General features: G+C 60.6%; 16 protein-coding genes. 8 read left to right on the top strand and 8 right to left on the bottom strand.

The genetic code is table 11. The features are described 5' to 3' along the window. Positions 1 to 368: 368 nt before the first annotated feature. A complete protein-coding gene (locus tag Enr13x_RS14905; RefSeq protein WP_145387298.1) occupies positions 369 to 1,553 on the bottom strand; it encodes a hypothetical protein in 1,185 nt (394 codons plus the stop codon). A gap of 89 nt (positions 1,554 to 1,642) precedes the next feature. On the opposite strand from Enr13x_RS14905, the gene Enr13x_RS14900 reads away from it, so the two are divergent. Next, positions 1,643 to 2,005, top strand: coding sequence for a hypothetical protein (locus Enr13x_RS14900; RefSeq protein ID WP_231744304.1), 363 nt, complete (start codon positions 1,643 to 1,645; stop codon positions 2,003 to 2,005). A 434-nt stretch (positions 2,006 to 2,439) separates the two neighbouring features. Here Enr13x_RS14900 and Enr13x_RS14895 read toward each other — a convergent pair whose 3' ends face one another. Continuing rightward, complete coding sequence (locus Enr13x_RS14895; RefSeq protein WP_145387295.1) at positions 2,440 to 4,905, bottom strand: TolC family protein; 2,466 nt, start codon at positions 4,903 to 4,905, stop codon at positions 2,440 to 2,442. Positions 4,906 to 5,238: 333 nt separating this feature from the next. Continuing rightward, positions 5,239 to 6,081 (bottom strand): hypothetical protein, encoded by an 843-nt coding sequence (locus Enr13x_RS14890; protein WP_145387292.1) that lies wholly within the window; start codon positions 6,079 to 6,081, stop codon positions 5,239 to 5,241. 197 nt (positions 6,082 to 6,278) lie between these two features. Here Enr13x_RS14890 and Enr13x_RS14885 point away from each other — a divergent pair, with 197 nt between their 5' ends. The 4 genes from Enr13x_RS14885 (at position 6,279) to Enr13x_RS14870 (ending at position 11,982) form a co-directional block, all read left to right on the top strand. After that, entirely contained in the window at positions 6,279 to 7,784 is a 1,506-nt protein-coding gene (locus Enr13x_RS14885; RefSeq protein WP_145387289.1) for a SpoIIE family protein phosphatase, read from the top strand. A 174-nt stretch (positions 7,785 to 7,958) separates the two neighbouring features. Next, positions 7,959 to 8,564, top strand: coding sequence for a nitroreductase family protein (locus Enr13x_RS14880; protein ID WP_145387286.1), 606 nt, complete (start codon positions 7,959 to 7,961; stop codon positions 8,562 to 8,564). A 176-nt stretch (positions 8,565 to 8,740) separates the two neighbouring features. Beyond that, entirely contained in the window at positions 8,741 to 10,069 is a 1,329-nt protein-coding gene (locus Enr13x_RS14875) for a PP2C family protein-serine/threonine phosphatase (protein ID WP_231744303.1), read from the top strand. A 455-nt stretch (positions 10,070 to 10,524) separates the two neighbouring features. Next, entirely contained in the window at positions 10,525 to 11,982 is a 1,458-nt protein-coding gene (locus Enr13x_RS14870; protein ID WP_231744302.1) for a sensor histidine kinase, read from the top strand. A 67-nt stretch (positions 11,983 to 12,049) separates the two neighbouring features. Here the strand turns inward: Enr13x_RS14870 and hemL are convergent, their stop codons facing one another. Beyond that, positions 12,050 to 13,351, bottom strand: a complete 1,302-nt coding sequence (gene hemL / locus Enr13x_RS14865) for a glutamate-1-semialdehyde 2,1-aminomutase (protein ID WP_145387282.1) — start codon at positions 13,349 to 13,351, stop codon at positions 12,050 to 12,052. 438 nt (positions 13,352 to 13,789) lie between these two features. Beyond that, a complete protein-coding gene (locus tag Enr13x_RS14860; protein ID WP_145387279.1) occupies positions 13,790 to 14,344 on the bottom strand; it encodes a hypothetical protein in 555 nt (184 codons plus the stop codon). A 485-nt stretch (positions 14,345 to 14,829) separates the two neighbouring features. Here Enr13x_RS14860 and Enr13x_RS14855 point away from each other — a divergent pair, with 485 nt between their 5' ends. Then, positions 14,830 to 15,609 (top strand): N-acyl amino acid synthase FeeM domain-containing protein, encoded by a 780-nt coding sequence (locus Enr13x_RS14855; protein WP_145387277.1) that lies wholly within the window; start codon positions 14,830 to 14,832, stop codon positions 15,607 to 15,609. 393 nt (positions 15,610 to 16,002) lie between these two features. Here Enr13x_RS14855 and Enr13x_RS14850 read toward each other — a convergent pair whose 3' ends face one another. The 3 genes from Enr13x_RS14850 to Enr13x_RS14840 are packed head-to-tail and all read right to left on the bottom strand — an operon-like array spanning position 16,003 to position 18,946. Then, the gene (locus Enr13x_RS14850) at positions 16,003 to 17,049 is read right to left on the bottom strand and encodes an HlyD family secretion protein (protein WP_145387274.1); all 1,047 of its coding nucleotides are present in this window, start codon (positions 17,047 to 17,049) and stop codon (positions 16,003 to 16,005) included. After that, positions 17,046 to 17,822, bottom strand: coding sequence for an ABC transporter ATP-binding protein (locus Enr13x_RS14845; RefSeq protein WP_145387271.1), 777 nt, complete (start codon positions 17,820 to 17,822; stop codon positions 17,046 to 17,048). Before Enr13x_RS14845 ends, Enr13x_RS14850 begins: the two co-directional genes overlap by 4 nt. Beyond that, entirely contained in the window at positions 17,819 to 18,946 is a 1,128-nt protein-coding gene (locus Enr13x_RS14840; RefSeq protein WP_145387268.1) for an ABC transporter permease, read from the bottom strand. The genes Enr13x_RS14845 and Enr13x_RS14840 overlap by 4 nt, the downstream gene beginning before the upstream one ends. Before the next feature lie 1,055 nt (positions 18,947 to 20,001). Between Enr13x_RS14840 and Enr13x_RS14835 the strand changes: the two genes are divergently transcribed. Together Enr13x_RS14835 and Enr13x_RS14830 are read left to right on the top strand one after the other, a co-directional pair. Then, a complete protein-coding gene (locus Enr13x_RS14835) occupies positions 20,002 to 21,219 on the top strand; it encodes a nitroreductase family protein (RefSeq protein WP_145387265.1) in 1,218 nt (405 codons plus the stop codon). Further along, a complete protein-coding gene (locus tag Enr13x_RS14830) occupies positions 21,219 to 22,169 on the top strand; it encodes a ThiF family adenylyltransferase (protein ID WP_145387262.1) in 951 nt (316 codons plus the stop codon). The genes Enr13x_RS14835 and Enr13x_RS14830 overlap by 1 nt, the downstream gene beginning before the upstream one ends. The last annotated feature ends 32 nt before the right edge of the window (positions 22,170 to 22,201 follow it).

Here is a 22,201-nt window from a genome sequence, read left to right as displayed (position 1 = left end):
CCTCCCCGCCCCAAAACTTCGTCAACTCTTAATTTGGGGATCCCTGACCCGAACGACGCGGTCACACGTGTTGGTGTGCAGGCTTGAGAGACCGTCCAGCTCAAGGCGATCGCTTTTCTGATGTACGATGGCCCTTCCGGGCCGTCGCCCGTGGGGCTCTGCGCGACAACCTAGAAAGGACGTCGTACACCCCTCCGCCGACCACCTCTCACCCATTCGGTCAGATCATTCAGATTTGTCGCGTTTCGCGCTCGTCCTAAGCTGGACGGTCTCTTTAGCCGCCCACTGTCGCGGCGATGCAGCGATCGGAAATCGCCTGAAGGCTAAACGCCAACGGTTGCCGGATCAGTTTTCCGCTCGACACAACACTACGGGGTGATCGGGCTGGTGACCGGCGGCGTTGCGAAGGCGCCATCATCATCGTCCGACGACGCACCAAGGGCGGCTCCGGCGGCAGCAAATCCCAGCACAGGCAACAGGCTTCCGCGACCTCCGATCCCTCCGCCGCCGCCACCTCCGCCTCCGCCGCCCCCGGCGACACTGCCACCGGGAGGACCTTGCATGGCGGCTGGTTCGACGGGCAGCCCCGCTTCGCCTGGCGGAAGCGTTTCGGGCTGCGACGCTTCGTCTTGAATCAGCTCATCAATGGCGGGCGATTCCAGTCCGCTGGGGGCCAGCTGCAGTTGCAACTGGGGCTGCAGCGTCGGTGATTGAAGGGTGACAAACTGATGTCCGTCGACGCCCGATCGGCTGCGGCTGGCCAGCGATTCTTCCACCAACTGAAAACCGACCACGCCGATCCCGTCGGGGCCGATCGCGATCACGGAATAATTGCCCGGGGTTAGCGTTTCGATCGAAAACGTGCCATCCTGGCCGCTGATCGCTTGGGCGATCAGCTCACGATTTTGGTACAGCAGAACGTTGGTCTCGGCGGCACCGGTCAACTGGGCTTCCGCAGACCCGGCCCGATAAATTTGGCCGCGAAGCCCGCCCGCGGTTTGTCCGACCCGAAACGTCCCGGACGCTTGCAGGGCGGACATGGTCTTCGCCCCGTCGGCACCGGCAAAATCCGCGACAAAGGGAATCGTCGAGGGCATGTAGCGGATGACCGCGTTCCTGATCTTGTTGATCCGCAGCGGGGCGGCGTTGATTTCCAGTCGATGATGACGCGGGTCGACTGCTTCTCCTTGGCTTTCGATAACGTGAACGGCATAGCACGCGGCCAGATTCGGGGCACGCGTCACCAAGGTGTAGACCCCCGCGGGAACGCCGACGAAGGAATACTGGACATTTGATTCGGCCGAGGGTTGGGCCCGATAAATCGCACCCTCTTGGGAGACCAGGGCAATCTTCACGCTGCCCGCTTGAAGGGTGTCCGTTGGAACGTCCGGCGCTACAATCACCGCGTCCAGTCGGCCTTCGGGGGTCGCCGCGACCCATTGCTGAACCACCAGGTGTTGTCCGTCTCCGTCGGCGCGCACGAGAGAGCTGGTCAGGAACAGACTTGTCAGCGCAAGGGCCAGAGCTGAACAGGCCAGTGGTGAAAAACGCATCGGAACACTCTGACAGGCGGTTAAACTGGGTAAAAGACGAGCCGGTGAGCCATACTAGCTTGAGGGATTTCCTCGGGCAAGCGAACAGATTGATCATTAATCCATATTCCGTCACAGCCGCCGCGCCCCTGGAGAAGGGGTACTTTGGAGACCATTCGCGTCGAAAGGACGGGGCGTTCCTCTATCGGGTGGTCGAAATTCGGCACCCGATTGCGGCCGAGTTCGTTTATTCCGGTTGGTGGTTCCGCCAGACCATCGACATCTCCGGCGAGCGGGTGTGGGGCCAGATCAGCTGGCTGGACCTGAAGAAAGAAGCCGAATTCACGTTGCCCGAGTCGGTCGACCCGGCACGTCGGCCCGGCCGCATGGAGATCGATTTCACCCGCGGGCTCCGCATCCGCCGCTTCCGAATCTGGATCGCCGACGAACTGATCTACGACGAAGTCGCCTAAGCGACGAAGTGGCGTAAGCTTCCAGCTTGCGACCCACGGCAAGCTTCAGCTTGCCCCCCAGTGGCGTAAGCTTCCAGCTTGCGATCCCCGTGGCGTAAGCTTCCAGCTTGCGACCCCAGTGGCGTAAGCTTCCAGCTTGCGACCCACGGCAAGCGACAGCTTGCTCCCCCATTGGCTTAATCCCAGGCTCCTCAGCAAGCTGAGGGGAGCGCAAGCTAGAAGCTTACGCCACTCCACTCCCAGGCTCCTCAGCAAGCTGGAAGCTTACGCCACTTGTTCACGACGAAAAGCCCGAGGCACCTTGTGAGTGCGACTCGAGCTAGTCGTTGGCGTGGCCGCCCATTACTCCCGAAGCGTCTCGGGAACGGCCACACGGTTCCTCCGCCCTACGGATGGATTGATGTGATCAGGTGCAGGGGGGAAAGGGTCAGGCGTCAGCGCGCCGATTGGGCAGCTGCCCGATGAGGAGTCTGGGGGATCGCTTTTCGACGCACCGGGATCGGAGCCCCCGAAGCGGCGTCGACCGATTCGGCCTCGGCTCGCTCGATCACCCGTTCGGTCTGGTAGCTGATCGGGGCGATCGAACCAGCCGGCTGTCCGGGGACCAGGATGCTTTGGCTGGCCGATCCGGGCGTCGGAGCCGCCGGCATCGGGGCATTCGGCATCGGGGCGGCCGACTCGGGTGCGGTCACGGACGGATCCGGGACCGGCATGACCGGCGGATTGATCGGTTCCGGGGAGAGCATTTCGCTGGGCGTTCCGAATTGTTCCAGCGGCACGTCCTCGACCGGAGCCACTTCGTTGTAGGACTTTTCGAACAGTCCCATCGAGTCGGCTTGGCCGGGCGCGAGGAGTGCTCCGGAAGACGAATCGCTGAAGCCCATCACTTCGACGGCCGCGTCGGCGTTTTGCACCGGGCCTCGCCGAACCACGCCGGGACGGGTCACACCGTATTGCAATTCGTAGCCTGCCGATCGTTCGCGGGCACGTTCCAGGGCGTCACAGTAGGCCTTGCTATTCCAGGGGCCTTCCCGCAGTGCGATGTTGCTGTTGGCCAACAAGGTGCCACGCAGGTAGTCGACGTAGTTGATCGATTTGTTGTACTCGACCAAGGCACGGTAGTAACTGATCTGGGCTTCGGCACGACGTTGTTGACTTTGCAGCACCACGTTCACCGGGCTGAGTCCTTTTTGGTACTCCAGCAACCGCGCGTCGACTTCTTGCTCGGCGGCTTGCCATTCGTTGGCCGCGTCTTGCAGCTGCGAAAAGTGGCTGGCCGATTTGCCGATCGCGTCGCTGAGCTGGCTGACGGCCAGCCGCTCGGATTCTTGCAGGTATGTTCGTCGTTGGATCAGTGTCAGTTGGGTTTGACGAATCCGTGCCAGTTCTCGCCGCAGTCCGACGGGCATCGAGAACTCCAACCGAACCACGCCTTCCTGGTAGTCTCCGCTGGTCAGCCCGGCCAGGGCACTGCTGCCCACCGCGGGGAACGAGTCATCGCCACCGGGCGGTCCCAGCGTGTCGCCGAGCCCGACGAAGCGGTACAGCAGCGACAAGTTGACATCGGGCAGGATTTGATTTTTGGCCAAGGCCAGTTCCAGTTCGGCTTGCTTGATCGAGTACTTCTGGCTGCGCAGTTCGGGGCTGAGGTACAGCATTTGCGCGACCGAATCGGTCCATTCGAATTCGACGCGTGCTTGGGTTGGTTCGTCGATCGGTCGGATCAATCGTCCGTCGGTGGCGGTCAAACCCAGCAATTCACGCAAGGCACGCTCGCGGCCGTAGACGCCGAAGCGATCGTCGCCGGGCAGGTTCGACCCGTTCAGCGCGGCGGTCAATCGTCGTTGCAGGTTCCAGTACTGTCCGACCGACTGCGACAACTCTTGAATCGTCCCCGTGCCGGCGTCCATGTTCAGTTTGGTGAATTCGGCAGTCGCTTGAGCACTGTCGCGGGCGATCGTGGCGGTGGCGACGGCACGATAGCTGAGGTACAGGTCCCAGTAAGCGACTTCGACGTCGCGGACCAGGTTGCGAATCTGCTGTTCAAACGTGGCGATCGAGATGTCCTCGTTCATGCTGGCCAGCATCACGGGGATGCGGTTGATGTACGTGCCTCGATTGCGAAGCAGCGGGTGCTGGACTTGGACTTCGGCGATCGCCGTGTAGTCGCTGGCGAACAGGCGCGAGATGCTGCTCAGTTCGGTGTTGTTGCGCGAGTAGATGACTTGTTGACGTGCCGTCACGACACCACCGGTGGCCAGTCGCTTGCTGAGCGCGGCTTGTTGGGTCGTGTTCTGTGCGACCGAGAACTGGCGGTTGATCGTGTTGCCGTCACCGACGTTTTGCGGCCGGTCGGTGGTCGACGAATCGATGAACCCGCTGACGATGGCATCAAATTCCGCCAACGCGTCCTCGACGCCGCCGATTTGGTTGGCCCGAACGGCGCCTCGCGGCAGCAACCGGTTGCCGTTGCCGTCGGTCGTGATCGGAATCGACTGAGTCGTCGTCTGCTGGAGCGCGACGTCATAGACGCTGCCGAATTGCCCCGGCGAACCGCTGACGAACTGTGCCGCGATGTTCTGACGCGTCTCGGCGTTGCCGCCGGTCGTCATCAGAAACTGCGCATTTTGCAGCGCCGTCGTGACGCATTCTTCCAGCGTCATGTTCCAGAATTCGTAGTTATGATTCCCCACCGTCAGCGGCGGCAACGACTGAGTCGTTTCCGGCATGCTGGCGACCTCCACGTCTGGATACTCGATCGACGTGGCGGTGTTGAGGTAATGTTGCAGGTCCGGCGACTCATTCATAAAGAACGGTTGCGTCGGCGTACATCCAGTCGCCAATACAATCGCCAAAACGAGTTGCAGGTGCGTAGCGATACGAAACAACGAGCGATTCATGCCCTGAGCTTCCCTAGGCCGCGACGTCGGTCACCTTTCGATCGTGAAGGAGGATCACATCGAAGAATGAATTCAATCGCGAGCAGTCCAAACGGAAGCCCCCCACCAAGATCGCTCCGGCTCACTACGTCATAAACCGTGAGAGACCTTGTCCAAGAGTGGGTATCGGTGGCTGGGTGGGCAAACTTTGACGGTTCTACCGAAAATTCTGGAGATCGAGCGGGTTCGTCAGCAAACACCACCCCGAACGGGGACGTGCGTCCCGGAGGTGGCGCTGCGCTGACCTCCGGCTACGCGCTGAAATCCCTCCGGGATACGGGATCCGCTGCCGTTCTATTTCCCCGATTCGCTAACCAGTTCGGCAATTGTCGCAGCAGGCGACGCTTTTTCAACGCTCGAAACATGGACATCCCAGACGGGAAACTCACCGGCGTCGGACGCCGATCCCACTTCGTCGTTGGGCTCGATCTCCGGCAACTCCAACTGCGGCTCGGACGGCGGGTCGACGCTCGGCATCAGCGGCTCGGTCTCCAGCATCTCCGGCATCGCCTCGGGGGCATTCGTCGCCGAAGGGCTGGCCGGATCGGTGGCCCGTCGTGGGCCGACGGTCAACGCGTGGTACGGCTTGGGATAGAAATAATGCTGCTCCAGTCGCATGTGCTTCTTGGGTGCCTCGTAGGCGCCGGAATGTTCGGCTCGGTGCCACGCCATCGCTTCTTGGCTGGTCGGGGCGATCAGGTACGCGATCTTCCCCCCCCAGTACGTCGGGCGGTTATAGACGCGGCGATAGCCTGGATCGAGCCGATTACCCAGCGGGCCGATCAGATCGACGCGTTGCCGCACCGGTTGGTTTTGGCGATCGGGGTGGTGGGCCGCGGCGATGCTTGTCATCGCCACCGTCAACACGGCCAGCGCCGCGCAGCCGCGCGATCGGATGGGGGTCGAAACACAGTTCCAATTGAGATCAATCATGGGGACATCCTTTTCCCGGTGAGTCGATTTTTCGGCGTGCTTTCCCGGCCCGCGGCGGTGGCCGCACGTTGGGCCGGTCGGTCGCAGTGCGATGGTTGCGTCGGTGCTGCCATCCTGGCCGCGCGCCGAGCGATCGCACTCGCCCTGCCCCTTCAATTCGGCCAGGTGAATCGTTCTGTGCTGGATTTCGCTTTGAGCACCCATTGCGACGTTCCTATCGATCATTCCGGCCAGGCGTGGCGCGTTGGCAGACTCCGGAAACTTTGCTGGCAAATCCGTTCAGCGCGATTGCTACCGATGACGATCCGACCCTTACGGCAAGGATCGCCAGGCAGCAGTCGACTCGGGATTCCGAGCGAGTTCATTCGTCTTACGCATTCCTTTTGCCAGAGTAGTTTCTCGTGACCACACCTGTTCCGTCTTATCTTCGACTTCACCTCGGCGACGACGCGCACGCAGCGACTCGCCATGGACACTCTTCCAGCGACCAGTTCTGGAGCGCGTTCTCCGCCGCGACGGGATGGCGGATCGATCACCGCCACAAGAACGACGACGTCGAAGTCTTGCCGGCGGTACAGATGGACGTGATGGCCGATGACCCGGCCCAGTCCCAACCGCCGGTGGTCAAGGAGAACGCAACCGAACTGGCCAGCGTCGCACGTGCGATGTCCAAGGAAATCGACGAGCTGCAGTCGCTGGTCCGCCGCCAAGAAATCGAACTGGCCAGTCAGGCGACGGTCCAGTTTTCGCCCCAACGCAGCGAGGCCGCATCCGAAGCCGTCCAGCTGACGCTTCAGCGGGCGATCCAAGCGATGGGGTTTGACGCCGCCGCGATCTACATGCTCGATGACGAGACCCAATACTTGAACACCCGCGCGGTGGTCGGTTTGCCGTCGGAACGGTTGAGCAGCGAGCCGCGGATGTTGCGGGGCAGCCGCGCCGATTTGGAAGCGATGGTCCAAGACGCGGTCCTGATGGAAGACCTGCGTGGCATCGCCGCCGAAACGTGGACGCCGCCAGAACCCTTCGGCGCGGCGGTCTGCACGGCGATCTTCAAAGGAGACTTGCCGATCGGCACGCTCTGGTTGTTCGCCGACGAACCGCGCCAGCTGGACCAGTCCTTTTCGGCGATCGCGCAGATGACGTCCGCGCAAATCACGCTCGAGCTTTCGTCGGCGGCAACGGTCCGGCGTGAAGAGCGGAATCGTCATGCGGTCGAAGCGATTGCCGACATCGCGGCGTGGCAGTATTCGTCGCTGCCGATCGGCAACGTGTTGGCACCGGGCTGGTTGGTCGATGGGATGATCGAATCGCCACACGACTGGTCGACCGGTTGGCACGTCTGGGACGTGCTGCCGGATGGGTCGTTGATTTTGGCGATGGCCGAAGCATTGGACCGCCGCGCCGGCGGCGCGATGATCGCCGCCACCGCCCGAGCGGCGCTGACGGCCCACAGCGGTTATCAACACACGCCCCAACAAATGTTGCAACGCATCGGGGACACGCTGTGGGAAACCAACACCGCCGACCAGTTGGTTTCGCTGTTGTACGCTCGGATCAATCCCGAAACCGGCGAAGGGGAAGTCGCTTCGGCGGGCGAGGTATCGGGGCTGATTGCCGGCAAGTACGGGTATCGGCCGCTGACCCAGACCGGTGGACGCCCGCTGGCCGCGGCGATGGACGTCGAGTGTTTCGAGTCGACGTTCCATCTGGCCGAAGGCGAAACGCTGGTCACGTTCGGCCAGGGGTTGGCACTGGATGGCATCAGCCAAGAACTGGTGGGATGTTGCATGCGATCGGCGATGCAGACCGATGAAAACCCGTTGGCGGTCCTGCGTCGTGAGATGGCAGGTTTTCCCAATCGTCACGAGCGCGGACTTTTGTCGCTTTCGCGGCGGCGAGGCTGATTTTTGCGGCGGCAGACGACCATCGCCCGGATAAAATCGGTATGCTGTGAAAGCCATGCCCGCCGGCGAGGGTATTCGCTGATAAGCAAGTTGCGATCCCTGGCATCACCTCGCCGGCCAATCCACCGGGGTATCCAGGCCTCTGTCCCTTCCCGCACTCATTCTCTGTTTCCCATGACGCCTAATCCCACGCTGCGGGAACTCGTTTCCCCGATCGATCAGCGCTGGAGCCCTTACCGGTTCGAACCCCGCCCCGTCGAGCAAGAAAAACTGGCACAGTGTTTCGAAGCGGCCGGCTGGGCGGCGAGCAGTTTTAACGAGCAACCCTGGCGCTGGATCGTCGCCCCACGTGAGGACAGCGAGGCGTTTGAAAAGATGCTCGGTTGCCTGATGGAGGCAAATCAATCGTGGGCGTCGGCCGCCGGCGCGTTGGTGCTGACGGCCTATCGAAAAACGTTCTCACGAAACGAAAACCCCAACCGCGTCGCCATGCACGACCTCGGACAGGCCGCCGCCCATCTGGCGCTGCAAGCCGCCGCGATCGGATTGCAGGTCCATCAGATGGCGGGCGTCAATCTCAGCCAAATCCGCACCGAATACCAGATCCCTAACGAATTCGAACCGGCCACCGCGATCGCAATCGGCTATCCCGACACGTCCGAGCCGGGCGACGAAACCGAGCGGTCGCTGGCCCAACGCGAGGCTTCGGCGCGAAAACGCAATCCACTTTCCCAACATGTGTTCAGCGGATCATGGGGGAATTCAGTCGACTGGAAATGATCGTGCACGCCTGCAACAACCCCACATTGCGATTCACCCGAACTGCCCCCGGCGAGTCAGGTGGTGGGGGGCGACTAGGTAGAGCGGTCAAATCGAAATACAATAAGGGGTTGCCGCCGGCATGGGCCGCCGCGAACCACCCCTGCATTTAAACGCCACAGCTGGAAAATCGATCGGTGTCGGAATCTTGGAACCCTGGAGTCGTCTGTGCCTCTCGCACCGACGTCGGCATGCGCCGAACCAACAACCAAGACTCGCACTCGGTGATCCCCGCCCAGTCGCGTGAGCGATTTGAAAGCCGCGGGCATTTGTTTATCGTGGCCGACGGGATGGGTGCCCATGCGGCCGGCGAGTTGGCCAGCAGCATGGCGGCCGAACTGATTGCGATGAACTACTTTCGCACCGCGGTGGCGGACGCAAAAGATTCGTTGCATGTCGCAGTCAGCGAAGCCAACGCGGAAATCTATCAGCGCGGACAACAGAACCCCGAATTCCACAACATGGGGACGACCGCCAGCACGTTGGCCCTGTTGCCGGTCGGCGGCGTGATCGCCCATGTCGGCGATTCACGCGTGTACCGATTGCGACGCGGCGTGTTTGAACAAATGACCTTCGATCACTCGCTGGTCTGGGAAGTCCAGGCGAGCGGCCAGGTGCATCCCGACAGCGCCCTCGGCCAAGCGTTGCCCAAGAACGTGATCACGCGCTCGCTGGGCCCCAACTCGGATGTGCAGATCGACGTCGAGGGCCCCTTCGAACTCGAGCTGGGCGACAAGTTCTTGCTCTGCAGCGATGGGTTGTCCGGACAAGTCGACGATGTCGAGATCGCGACGTTGCTGGATTGCTTGCCGGAAGACCTGGCGGTCGAAGTGTTGGTCGATCTGGCTAACCTGCGTGGCGGCCCGGACAACACGACCATCGTCGTCGCCACGGTCACCGAAGGCCCGCTGCTGGACGACAAACAACCGCTGCCCAAAACGCCCTCCGAAGACGCCTCGATGAAGCGGGGGATGGTGATTTCGCTGGTCATCGCGATCTTGCTGGCGATCCTTTCGGTCGTGTTTCTATTCCTGCGGTTGAACGACGGGGCGATGATCGCGACCCTGTTCGGCGCCTTGGTATCCGGTGTGGTTTCCGCCACGTTCTATTCCAACCTGAAAAAACAGACGCGACGACGCAATGCCGCCGGAAACGGCAAACGAGGCGGCATCCCGAAAGCCTACGGCGGCAACGCACCCTATCGACGTTATGTCTCTAAGCCCGATCAGACCTTGTTTGATCGGCTCGGCAAGACCGTCGACGAACTGCGTGAAGCGGCCAAGCTCAAGAACTGGATGATGGATTGGCGACAGATCGATCAGTTTCAACACGACGGCATGTCGGCGATGAGCCGTGGCGACGGAAAAACCGCAATCCATCTGCAAGCCAAAGCGATCGTGGAAACGATGCACCAACTCCGCGAACAACACAATCGCTCGGCCGACGAAACCGCCATCGACCACTGAAGCAATAAGTGGCGTAAGCTTCCAGCTTGCGACCCCCGCAAGCTCCAGCTTGCGAAAAGTGGCCTAAGCTTCCAGCTTGCGACCCCCGCAAACCTTGGGACGTCAATTCTTTTACTGCAGGATTTGGCAACCGATTTAGATTCTCTCCCTCTGGGAGAGACGGCGTTTGCGCAGCAAGCAAACGCCAGAGAGGGCCGGCGCCCCGAAGGGCTTAGCGACTTCGGCGACGATCGATGTGGGCTGCAAAACCGATCACCAGCCCCCTCATCCCCAGCCCTTCTCCCCCACAAATCGACAAGCAAGCTTGTTACGATTTGTGGGGGAGAAGGGAGCCATGAATCTTGCGGTAATCAAATCGACGTCCCTCGGCTTGCCCCCCGTATCGCACGCCCCTAGCCTCCCACCCGATTCCTTCACCCATTCCCCAATCCCCGCGACGCGCCGTTCCACCTCCCGTGAATCAGTCCCCCTCCCGACTCGCCATCCCGCTGATTCCCGCCGCGCGACTGGGCTCCTCGGCCTGGCTGCTGCATCTGCGATCGTTTGCCGTCGCCGGCCAGTTGGTCACGATCCTGTTTGCCGGTTGGGGCATCGGCGTCCAACTGCCCTACACACCGCTGTTGGCGTTGGTCGGACTGACGGCGGTCACCAACGTGATTTACGGCGTTTGGCTGCGGCGTTACGACGGCCCCCAGAATCATGCCCAGGGTTCATCCGACAAACGCCCGATGGGCCCGCAGCATGGCGAACACGAACCATCGAGCGTTGCGTCTCCATCCGCCGCACGCTGGGGTTCCGATCACGAGCTTGCGGCGCTGGAACAGGATGGATCCCCGCGGGTGCAGAAGGTCGCGTTGGGGTTGATGTTGTTGGACCTCGCGACGCTGACCGCGATGTTGTACTTCAGCGGCGGCGCGGCGAACCCCTTCAGTTTTTTCTACTTCGTCAACTTGGCCGTCGGCGGCGTGATGATCTGGCCCAAGGCCGCTTGGTCGTTGACGGTGGTCGCGACCATCGGTTACGCACTGATCTTGCGATACAGCATCCCGGTCAAGGAACTCGGAACGGAAACCGTCTCGGGCGTCTTTGATCTTCGCACCTTCGGGTTGATGTTGGCGTTCACGACCTGCGCCTCGGTCGTCACCTACTTCGTCACGCGCACCAGTGGATTGTTGCGGGCGCGAGAAAGACAGTTGCGGGAAAACCAATTGGCTCAGGCAGCCGACCGCAAGTTGGAATCGTTGACGACGCTTGCCGCCGGCGCGGCACACGAGTTGGCGACGCCGCTTTCGACGATCGATGTCGTCGCGCGTGAACTGACGCGGCACCTCGAAGGCGTCGAGAAACCGGCGACGGTCGACCAGGATTTGAAGCTGATCGACCATCAACTCGATCTGTGTCGCCACATCTTGCAACGCATGCGGGGTGCCGCCGGTGACTCGATGGCCCAGGAATGGTTTCGGACCACCGTCGGTGAGTTGATCGATGCGACGCTGGAAGGCGTCCGTGATCCCCACCGCGTCGACGTGGTCGATGGCACCGAAGACGTCGAAAATAAAATACTTTGGATGCCCGAAGAAGCGGTGGCCCAAGCGATTCGCAATCTGATCCACAACGGGCTCGATGCCAGCGGTGTCGATGGGCGCGTGCGCGTCGAATCGAGGCTCGATCGACGCAACGTGGAATTCATCGTCACCGACCAGGGGCAAGGGATGAGCGACGAAATCCTGGGCCGCGTCGGCGACCCCTTTTTCACCACCAAAGAACCGGGCCGCGGCATCGGCCTGGGGCTCTACCTGACCCGCAACGTCGTCTCCCAATTAGGCGGCTCGCTCAATTTCCGTTCCGCCCCCGGCCAAGGCACCTCCGCCGTCGTCACCCTGCCGATCGCCAAACCCGAAAACGTGCCATAGTGGGATAGGCTTCCAGCCTGTCGAATTCCGCTGCACGACAGGCTGGAAGCCTATCCCACATTTTCCCCTACAACCCCGCCAACACCTGATCGATCGCGTCGATCGTCTCGTCGATCAGGGCTTCGTTGTGCTGGTTGCTGAAGAACAACGCTTCGAACTGGCTGCACGGCATGTAGATGCCTTTTTCGATCAATCCCCAAAAGTATCGACCGAAGGCTTCTCGGTCACTGCGATCGGCTTCGGGCCAATTTGTCACCGGACGCGCGTTGAAGAACAGTGTCAACATGCTGCCGACGTGTTGGACTTGGTGGGGGATGCCGTGTTTGCTTGCCGCGGCATGCACGCCATCGGCCAAGCGATCGCCCATGGCGTCGAGCTGTTCGTAAGGCGGATCTTCGACGAGTTGCTGCAGCGTGGCGCTGCCCGCGGCGACGGCCACCGGGTTTCCGCTCAGCGTTCCCGCCTGAAAGACTTTGCCCGCCGGCAGCACGTTGTCCATGATGTCCGCCCGACCGCCGTAGGCCCCCAGCGGCATGCCGCCGCCGACCACCTTGCCCAGCGTTGTCATGTCCGGCACGACGCCGAACCGCTCTTGGGCGCCTCCGTAGGCCAAGCGGAAACCGGTCATCACTTCATCGAAGATCAGAATCGATTGATCCGACAGGGTCTCGGCGCGCAGCGTTTCCAGAAACTCCATCGTCGGCGGGACACACCCCATGTTGCCGACGACCGGTTCCAAAATCACCGCCGCGATTTCACCGGGGTGCGCTGCGAACGCATTCTTGACCGCATCACCATCATTGTACTGCAGGACGATGGTGTCTTGGCCGGCCCCCGGCGTGACGCCCGGAGAATCGGGCACACCGAGCGTTGCCGCGGCGCTGCCCGCGGCGACCAGCAGACTGTCGACGTGGCCGTGGTAGTTGCCCGAGAACTTGATCACCTTGTGTCGGCCGGTGGCGCCGCGCGCCACTCGAATCGCGCTCATCGTCGCTTCGGTTCCGCTGTTGACCAGTCGGACCTTGTCGATGCTCGGCACCGCGTCGATGATCTGTTGTGCCAGACGCGACTCGGCTTCCGTCGGCGCGCCGTAGCTGGTGCCATTGGCGATCGCTTTTTCAATCGCCTCGATGACCGCAGGCGATCGATGCCCCAAGATCATCGGGCCCCAGGATCCGATGTAATCGATGTAGCGGTTCCCGTCGATGTCGAACAAGTACGGTCCGTCGGCATGATCGATGAACAGCGGCGTTCCGCCGACGGCGCCAAACGCACGCGCGGGGCTGTTCACGCCACCGGGCATGAGTTTGCAAGCTTGTTCGAACGCGGCGACGCTTTTCGGCCCTGCGTAGTGACGGGTTTGAGTCATGGCTGGAAATGGTCCTGATTCGGGGAAAGTGACGGCGCCATTGTCAGCCAATCCGGCATCGGACGAAACCCGGCCAAACGTCGCATCCCGGCACGCGGCACCACAGCACGCGGCGTCAGCCATTGAACGCAAACCAGTGGCGTAAGCTTCCAGCTTGCGACCCCAGCAAGCCCTCGGCTTGCGCCCAATGCAACTTACTTTGGCCCTGAGCTGTGAGCGGAACGGCGCGAGCCGTCCGGTTGAGCTTCAAAAACACCTCGAAAGACCGGAGGGCTCGCGGGCTGTCGACTTACTCGGGATCTGCAAAGTCAATGGTGAGCCGCTGGCCGTATGGCCTCGGGCGGGCGCCGAAATGCCCGGCCGCTTACGCGTCGCGGCTCACTAAATCGACAGGCCGTAACCCATCCCGCTGAAATCACCCCCGCACGCGGCACCCGATCACGCCGATTTCCGCAACCGCTCGCCACCCAAATACTCTCGATCGCTGCGCGCCAGCACAAACGGGATCACCCGACGCAGCTTATGCAATCGTCTTGCCTGCGGCCCGAAGGTGCCCATCCCCAGCAGCACGTTGGGACTGACCTGGCGCAGCTCCCCCCGCAGCCAACGGATCGGCCCGCGGTTCTTGCTGCGGTAGTCCAGGATGAATGAATCACCCGGGACGATGTTCGAGTAGTCGATGTACGTGTCCATCGGCAGCAATGCCTTTCGATCTTCCACCGTCCCGAACGCGTTGTAGCCCTCGCCGTCGCAATGGGAGAGCGGACGGAAGGCCTTGCCGACCCAGGGGCCTTTGGAACCAAACGCACGGCGAGTCAAAAAGGAACCGAAACGATCCCCCTGATCGAGCAACTGGGCGTCGTATTCACCGGATACATCCGCCATCGTCGGCGTCGGCAATTCCCAATAGACCATCTTCAGCCGAAACCGATCCAACGTCAGCAGGTCGGCGAGCTGATCCTGTTCACCGGCAGAGAGATTTTGCCCGAGCATTGTGACGTGCCTCACCAAGCAGATTAAACAACGAATCCAACGAGGTCCCCAAATACCAAAACCCCCCCGCCCCCCGCAAGCGTTATCACAAGTGGCGTAAGCTTCCAGCTTGCGAAGTGGCGTAAGCTTCCAGCTTGCGATCCCCGCCACGGCACGTGGCGCGCCCCGACCATCCCACACGACAGATGGGTCAAAAGATGGCGGATTGCCACTGCACGGACTCACAATCCCCCGGGACAACACGCCATCGCCTCATCTCTCCGCTCCATCATCATTCCGATCGCGCCATCGGAACGATCCCGCCAGGTTATCGGGGCGGACTGTTCCACCACCGCACATGCTCACATGTCAACCTAATTTTCAGGTCGTAAGTCCATACACAAATTCGGTTTACGACACGCCTTGACGCATCCCCCCTAAACGTCTAAACCACGACTAACCGTCAAGGTCGGTTGCATAGCAAGCTGAAAAACGAAGAGAGCGGAATGAGTCGGGCACCAGAAACCAGAGCGATTTTCTCCGGCAAGATTCGGCGGCGAGCCACGGGCGCCGATAGCATCCATCTACACGATTCGATTCGATGTGTCCAAGCGACCTCGGCGAGAGAGCTGGCGCGGGCGCAGCGTTTCTGGATCCATCGGTATCGTGAAGCGGGCTTGCAAGGAGCCGACCAACAGACGCCCGGGTTTGACAGTCTCAGCTTGCCGCAGGTCCCAGCCAATCCACTCGATCCGTCCACCCGGATCACCAACTGGCGACCGACGGTTTTCTTGGCGTACTACTCCACCGATCCAAAACAAACGCGTCATGCCAAACTGCGATCCATCCCGAACCGAACGGTCGATCGGTTGGAGGCTGCCGAACAGATTTGCGGCACGGTGACCTTGATGGTGCCCAACCAGCACGGCGCAATGAACATGCGTACCGGGGCACACGCGGTCGGCCGCATCACGCGTCTGGCGGTCGATCACTCGTGGTTCTGGGCCGGTGACACGCCGACGGGCTACCGCACGGTATTTCTGGAGATGACCAGTTGCATGCACCGGACGGCATTGCAAATGGGGCTGACTCACCTGGACGCGATCGTCCACCCGCGGCACGCCAGGTTGTACCGCCGGGTGTTCGGAGCCGAACCGATCGGCAAACCCTTTGCGTGTGAGCAAGTTGGAGGATCACCGGCCCAATACATGCGAGCCGACATCACCCAGCCCAACGCCTTCCACGCCCGCCTCCGCGACCGCTACCAAGCCAAGGCAGCATCCTGAAGGAAGAATTGGCAGAAAAATCAGGGGCAGAAAAACGGGCGTGTGGGATGAAAGAACGACAGGAAGATGGGTGACAAGAAAATCATCCGCCCCCATCCTGCCTCCCCTCTTCATCATTCTGCCCCGAATCATTCTGCCTTCCTGTCTTCATCGTTTTGCCCCCATCGTCTTGCCCATTTCCCGGCTTTCCTGCCACCCCATCATTCTGCCCCGAATCATTCTGCCTTCCTGTCTTCATCGCCTTACCCACCCCACATTTTCTTGTCACCCATTTTCCTGTCTCCCACATCCCCACCATTTATCTGCCCCCCATCGTTCTGCCAATCCGTCTCGATTCCCCATCGAGTTCGCCAGCATCCCAGCAACTTTCCGCGCGGCGCAAGTGCTCTGCGACTAAGAACTCGACGCGCCGGAAATCATGACTTCAACCGGCAGACCAATCGGCAAGGTCGCGTCGGTCGTCAGATCGATCCACACACGTCGCGTGTGCGTCTCATTGCGTTCCCCTGCCCAGCCCCCGTAGATCTTCTTCGGTTCCATTCGGGGTTCGATTTCCGCGACCACTCCCGGGAAAAACTGTCCGGGCAACGCATCCACGGAGATCTTGCAAGACTGGCCCGGCCTGACCGCTAGTGCATCCCGTTCGTCCACGTCAGCCACGACACGCAAACGTTCGGTATTGGACAGGACCAACGCCGGCTCGGGCATCTCAGGGCTGATCCATTCACCGGGGTTGATGTCCACGGCCAACACGATCGCCGGACAAGGAGAAACGATGGAGCATCGTTGCAGATCAATTTCGGCCATCTCTAACTGGGCTTCGGCGGACGCGATCTCGGCATCGGCCGCCATTAAATCCGCCATGCGGGGATCTGCCTTGACTGTTTCGTAACGCTCTCTCGCGGCCAACAACAACGCAAAGTTAGTGTCGTGATCGGCGCGACGATCTTCCAGTTCTTGAGAGCTGATCGCGTTCCTTTCCAACAACTTGCTGGCACGCTCGAATCGGGTTCGTGAACTTTCATAGCGCGCCTCCGCGGCAACCGTCTCCTGCTTCGCCGCTTCAATTTCGCTCTCCCGCGCTCCGGCGATCAGACGCATCCGATTGGCCCGGGCCGCCGACAGCATCGCCAACGCCAAATCGCGTTGGGCTTCATAGCGTTTCGATTCCAGCCGGAACAACACCTGTCCTTCGTCGACTCGGCTGCCGCGCGACACCAAAACCGAATGGATCCGACCGGGAAACTGGGGGCGAATCAGAACGTTTTCCGTCTTGCCTTCAATACGTCCGGCCGCGTGGACCGAGGCCTTGACCGCGACGGGGGACGCGATTTTGGGGCGAGGCAGTGGGTGATCGTTCGCCTTTTCGTGCTGATCGGCAATGATCAGAATCCCTGCCCCCAGTGCCGCGAAAGCTACGGCGAGAAAGAGCTGTCTCATTTGAATTTCCCGTTTTCCATTTCGCAGATTCGATCGGCGTACTGGTAGATCCTGGGATCATGCGTCACGACGACGGTCGAACTGGCGAACTCTTTGGTCAACTGGTGCAACAACTCCATCACGGCCTGTCCCGATTTCCCATCCAACGCCGCCGTCGGTTCGTCGGCCAGGATCAATTCCGGTTCGTTGATCACGGCACGGGCCAGTGCCACGCGTTGACATTGGCCGGGGCTCATCGACGTCGGCAGTGCTTTGCGGTGATCCTCCAGCCCCATTCGGCACAGCAATGCGCCGGCGCGATCACGGGCTTCACGAAGCGGCATCCCGTCCATCGTTAGCGGGATGGAGACATTATCTTCGGCGGTCAACCCGTTGATCAGTTGAAATCGCTGGAACACGAATCCGATCCGCTCGCGCCGCACCAGCGTGCGTTCCCCTTCCGTCAAACCATCAACGCGGCGACCCTTGAGGAGTAGCTGACCGGAATCGGATGTCAGCAGCAGCCCCAAGATCGACAGCAAGGTCGTTTTCCCACTTCCCGAGGGTCCGGCCAAAAAGACGCATTCCCCCGGATCGACATGGAAGTCGATGCCGTCGAGCACCGGGCGTGACTGGCCACCGATCACGTACGATTTCGCGATCGCTTTGGCTTCCAACGCGTGGTTTGTCATCGCAGACGTTTTCTGTCCGGACGCAAGTCCCTGACTATATTGAACACCGACAGGCACATCGGTGGGCCTGTAGGCCGTCGTGCCGGTGTTCGTGGTGGTCATGACTGCAGTGCCGTATGGGGGTCGATACGCCGGACGCGCAGGTACGGCAAGCCGGCCGCGAACAAGCAGATCGCAAAGATCAACACGCCACACCCGACGTACAGCATCAACGGAATTTCGATCGTCGCCCGCGGTGTACTGAGTAGCGTTTTTAAGATGACCGTGATCACCATCCCTATCGCAATCCCGATCGATGCAACCAGCGCAGACTGAAACGCCAGGATGGACAGAAGCTCACGTTCGCTCAACCCGATCGCCCGCAGCGTGGCGTACTCGCTGATACGGTCCAGCACCATCGCGTACAAGGTCTGCCCGACCATCACCAGTCCGACCAGCAGTCCCAGCATGGTCGCCGCACCGAAACTGAGCCCCAATCCCGTGCGGGTCATCCAGAAATTGATGCTGACCGAAGCGTACTCGTCGGCCGTCATCGCTTCGACGTCGGGGAGCAACCGCTTGATTTCCCGACAAATCGCATCGCGGTCCGCGCCGGGCGCGACACTTGCGAGCAAGTAAGACGTTTCCGATGGATCCGAACCCGCAAGCTCGATTGCGTTTTCGTAGTCTGTAAAGATGTAGGGAGTCACCAGAAAGCTGAGAATCCCGTTGCTTTTTCCCGCAACGCGCACCCTACGCCCGTTCACTTCCCTTAGCTCGCCGATGTCGGGTCCAACCAGTTTCTCGCTATCACACCGGTCAACGATAATCGCATCGTGCAAGTCGAGCGCGTTCTCGGGACCATCGACAATGCTATACGCTCGGCCCAAGTCGGTCGTCTCTGGAATCCCGACCAAGACCACGTTTTCGAATCCTCCGCCTGGCAGCGACATTTCGCCGAACTCAACCCGCAACGGTTGAACTTCATCAACCCCTTCAACCCCAGCGACCACATACCGCCATCGCTCGGGAATCGGATGTGCGAAGTCGACGTTGTGCATTCCCCGATGTCCGATCCAAAGGTCTGCATTGCTGCGGTCCACCAGCATGCTGGCTTTGTGGATCAGCCCAAAAAACAGGCCGCCCTGGATGTTCACCAGCACGACGGAAAAGATCACCCCGACCAAGCCGGCAATTAGCTTGCCGCGGTCATGGAAAAGAGTGCGATAGGCAAGGTTCCAACGCATCGCACAGATGATGAGGGGAAGGAGCTAAACGGCGAACGGTTTCCCTGTTGTCATCGACAGCTTAACCGTCAAACTTGAACATTTCCAGTCCAGTGCATCCGCCCCCAAGTAGCGTAAGCTTCCAGCTTGCGCCCCCGCCATCAATCCGATTGCGCCATCGCAACGATCCCGCCAGGTTGTCGGATTGGGCTACTCCACCACCGCACATGCTCACCTGTCAACCAAAACCACCGACCGTAAGTCCATATAGCAATTCGGCTTACGACACACCTTGACGCATCCCCCCTAAACGTCTAAACCACAACCAACCGTCAAAGTCGGTTGCATTGCAAGCTGAAGACGAAGAGAGCGGAATGAGTCGGACATCAGTGCCTAGAACGATCTTTTCCGGCACGATTCGGCGGCCAGCCATGGGCGCCCACAACGTCCACTTCCACCACTCGATTCGCTGTGCCCAAGCGACACCTGGTAAAGAACTCGCGCGGGCCGAGCGATCCTGGATCGATCACGAAGCAGGACTGCATCCTGAATGTTGCGGGAAGAGTTGGCAGAAAAACGGAGGGCAGAAAAACGGGAGTGGTGGATGAGAGGACGACAGGAAAATGGGTGACAAGAAAATTGGCCGCGCCCATCATTCCGCCTCCCTGTCTTCATCGTCTTGCCCCCATCGTCTTGCCCACCCCGCCATTTTCCTGCACCCAGCATTCTGACCCGAATCATTCTGCCTCCCCTCTCTTCATCACCTTGCCCTGACAATATCCCCCCCATCTTTCTGCCCCCGCCTTCATCGTTTTGCCGCAACCGTCCAATCCTCCTCCAGCTAAACAACGAGGCAATTTTGCGAGACCGTCACGCGAGACATTCACCCGAGCTCGCGTTGCGATGCGATTCGGGCAGGCGAATCGTCATGACCCGCACAGGTGACCACCGGCCTGTTGTCAGCGGTAATGGATGACGCGTAAGTCGTGGGGAATCGCACTCTCAAACCTAGTTTTTCAAGGCAACCACTGGCTCCCTCCCCGCAATCGCGATTGCGAACCATGGACACCTGACACATGCCCCCCATTGATTCCCCGCTAACACACCAGCCGGCGCCCCACCTCGCTGCGACAGGAGCCGAGGATGCGCTAGGCAACAAGGACGCTGCGGCAACAGTTTCGGCTGCGCAGACCCTAGCGACACGAGTCTACAGGGAAGCGATTCAAGCCGGCTGTGCCGCTCCATCGGCAGACAACAACCAACCCTGGCTATTCCGCGCAACCGAAGCGGGGCTGTCGATCTATTGCGACCTGACGCGGAGGCTTCCATCGGACGTCGACGGAATGTTCGACCTTTTGTCGCTCGGAGCAGTCGTCGAAAACATCGCCCAGTGGATCGCGAGCGCCGGCTACGGTACGGCAGTATCGCTCAAGGGGGCGTCAGATTTCGCTGCCGCCGATGGATCGCCCAGTCAGATCCACGTCGCCACGGTTCGAATCGTGGACGATCAGCCAAGTGACAATGTAGACCTGGCCGATTTCATCTGGGATCGACACACCAATCGGTATCCGTTCTCGCCGGTGTGCTTGACGTCGGAAGAGCTGGATCAGGTTTCGAGCGTGCTTGCTGACACAGCAGAGCTGCGCGTCAAATGGATAAACGAACGTCCACTAATCAATCGCTGCGCCAATCTGGTCGCCCTCTCCGATAGTCTGCGTTTCCGCTACCAGGATTTCCACGAGGAACTCCACCGTCAGCTACGGTTGAGCGTTGCAGAAGCAGACAGGACGCGAGACGGTCTGGACTACAGAACGCTTGGATTGCCTCCGGGATCTAAACACTTTCTCCGCGCGATCAAGCCCTGGCGCCGCATGCAAATGCTAAATCGACTCGGCATGGCCCGCGCGCTTTCCCTGCCTTCGATTCCGCTGATTCGAAACAGTGGCGCGATCGGGTTTTTGTACGTCAAAGACCGCTCACCGCATTCGCTGCTCTGCGGAGGCCGGGCGATGCAGAGAATCTGGCTGCAGGCCACGAAACTCGGACTAGCCATTCACCCGCTGGGCAGCTTACCGATTTTCACCGCAAACGACTCACTGCCGGCGGAATTGCGCGTGATTGCGGATCAAATCAAAACGCGGTCCGAGGGGCTGATCCCTCCGGACGATGGATTCTTTCAAATGGCGTTTCGGATCGGGCACCCCAGGAGGGGCGTACCGATTCGGTCGCAGCGTCGCGACGCAAAAGACGTGATGCTAGACAGCAAGAACAACAACGGGAGCGGACAGAACTGATGCCCACACCAACTTTCCCGCCCTACATCGCCGCCCAAGATGCGACTCCCTTGCAGTTGCCAGTTGCCACTGAGCCCACGAGCCCGTGGAGCTACGAGGAGGCCTTCGCCCGCAACGAGGGGCTGATTTCCAAAGAGGCCCAGCAAAAGCTTCGCGACTGCACCGTTGCAATCCCCGGAATGGGTGGCGTCGGCGGCGTGCATCTCATCACGCTTGCGCGATTGGGCGTCGGCGGATTCAAAATCGCCGATGCGGACCGATTCAGCGTCGCCAATTTCAATCGCCAATACGGCGCCAACGTCAACACCGTCGACGCTCCGAAAGCATCCACCATGGCGGCCAACGCCCTGGCGATCAATCCTGAACTGCGACTGGACGTGCTAGACGAGTTCGTCACGCCTGAAAACGTCGACACGTTCCTGGATGGCGTCGACGTACTGGTCGACGGAGTCGATTTCTTTTCGATCGACGCCCGCCGCATGCTCTTCAACGAAGCCCGCAAGCGCGGTATCTGGGCGATCACCGCGGGCCCGATCGGCTTCAGCACCGCCTGGCTCGTCTTCGATCCGGCCGGCATGTCCTTCGACGACTACTTTGACATCCACGACAACATGTCAAAAGTCGACAAACTGATCGCCTTCGCAGTCGGCCTGGCCCCCAAAGCGACCCAGCGCGCCTATACCGACCTTTCGAAAATCGACCTTGAGTCAGGATCGGGTCCGTCGACCGGTTTCGCTTGCCAACTTGCTAGCGGAGTCGCCGCCTCCGAAACGATGAAGATTGTTACAGGTCGTGGAAGGATTGCAGCGGTACCGGTATATCAGCAGTTTGATGCGTTTCGACTGCGGCTTGCATCGGGACGACTTTCACAGGGGAATCGCGGGCCAATCCAACGTATAAAGCGGCGTTTTCTCACCTCAATTTGCCAGCGTCATGGGGTTGTCGGCTAACTTCTGCCGACTCCCTGAGTCGCGAGTCATTT

The organism is Stieleria neptunia (assembly GCF_007754155.1).
Taxonomy (GTDB): domain Bacteria; phylum Planctomycetota; class Planctomycetia; order Pirellulales; family Pirellulaceae; genus Stieleria; species Stieleria neptunia.
Note: the sequence above shows the minus strand (reverse complement) of the source record. Positions and strands in the feature narration are given on the sequence as shown.

Excerpts from the sequence above, each read along its gene's own strand:
- Enr13x_RS14905 (WP_145387298.1), bottom strand. The coding sequence starts at position 1,553 with ATGCGTTTTTCACCACTGGCCTGTTCAGCTCTGGCCCTTGCGCTGACA.
- Enr13x_RS14845 (WP_145387271.1), bottom strand. The coding sequence starts at position 17,822 with ATGACCACCACGAACACCGGCACGACGGCCTACAGGCCCACCGATGTG.
- Enr13x_RS14895 (WP_145387295.1), bottom strand. The coding sequence starts at position 4,905 with ATGAATCGCTCGTTGTTTCGTATCGCTACGCACCTGCAACTCGTTTTG.
- hemL (WP_145387282.1), bottom strand. The coding sequence starts at position 13,351 with ATGACTCAAACCCGTCACTACGCAGGGCCGAAAAGCGTCGCCGCGTTC.
- Enr13x_RS14855 (WP_145387277.1), top strand. The coding sequence starts at position 14,830 with ATGAGTCGGGCACCAGAAACCAGAGCGATTTTCTCCGGCAAGATTCGG.
- Enr13x_RS14835 (WP_145387265.1), top strand. The coding sequence starts at position 20,002 with ATGCCCCCCATTGATTCCCCGCTAACACACCAGCCGGCGCCCCACCTC.
- Enr13x_RS14830 (WP_145387262.1), top strand. The coding sequence starts at position 21,219 with ATGCCCACACCAACTTTCCCGCCCTACATCGCCGCCCAAGATGCGACT.
- Enr13x_RS14840 (WP_145387268.1), bottom strand. The coding sequence starts at position 18,946 with ATGCGTTGGAACCTTGCCTATCGCACTCTTTTCCATGACCGCGGCAAG.
- Enr13x_RS14850 (WP_145387274.1), bottom strand. The coding sequence starts at position 17,049 with ATGAGACAGCTCTTTCTCGCCGTAGCTTTCGCGGCACTGGGGGCAGGG.
- Enr13x_RS14880 (WP_145387286.1), top strand. The coding sequence starts at position 7,959 with ATGACGCCTAATCCCACGCTGCGGGAACTCGTTTCCCCGATCGATCAG.
- Enr13x_RS14890 (WP_145387292.1), bottom strand. The coding sequence starts at position 6,081 with ATGGGTGCTCAAAGCGAAATCCAGCACAGAACGATTCACCTGGCCGAA.
- Enr13x_RS14860 (WP_145387279.1), bottom strand. The coding sequence starts at position 14,344 with ATGCTCGGGCAAAATCTCTCTGCCGGTGAACAGGATCAGCTCGCCGAC.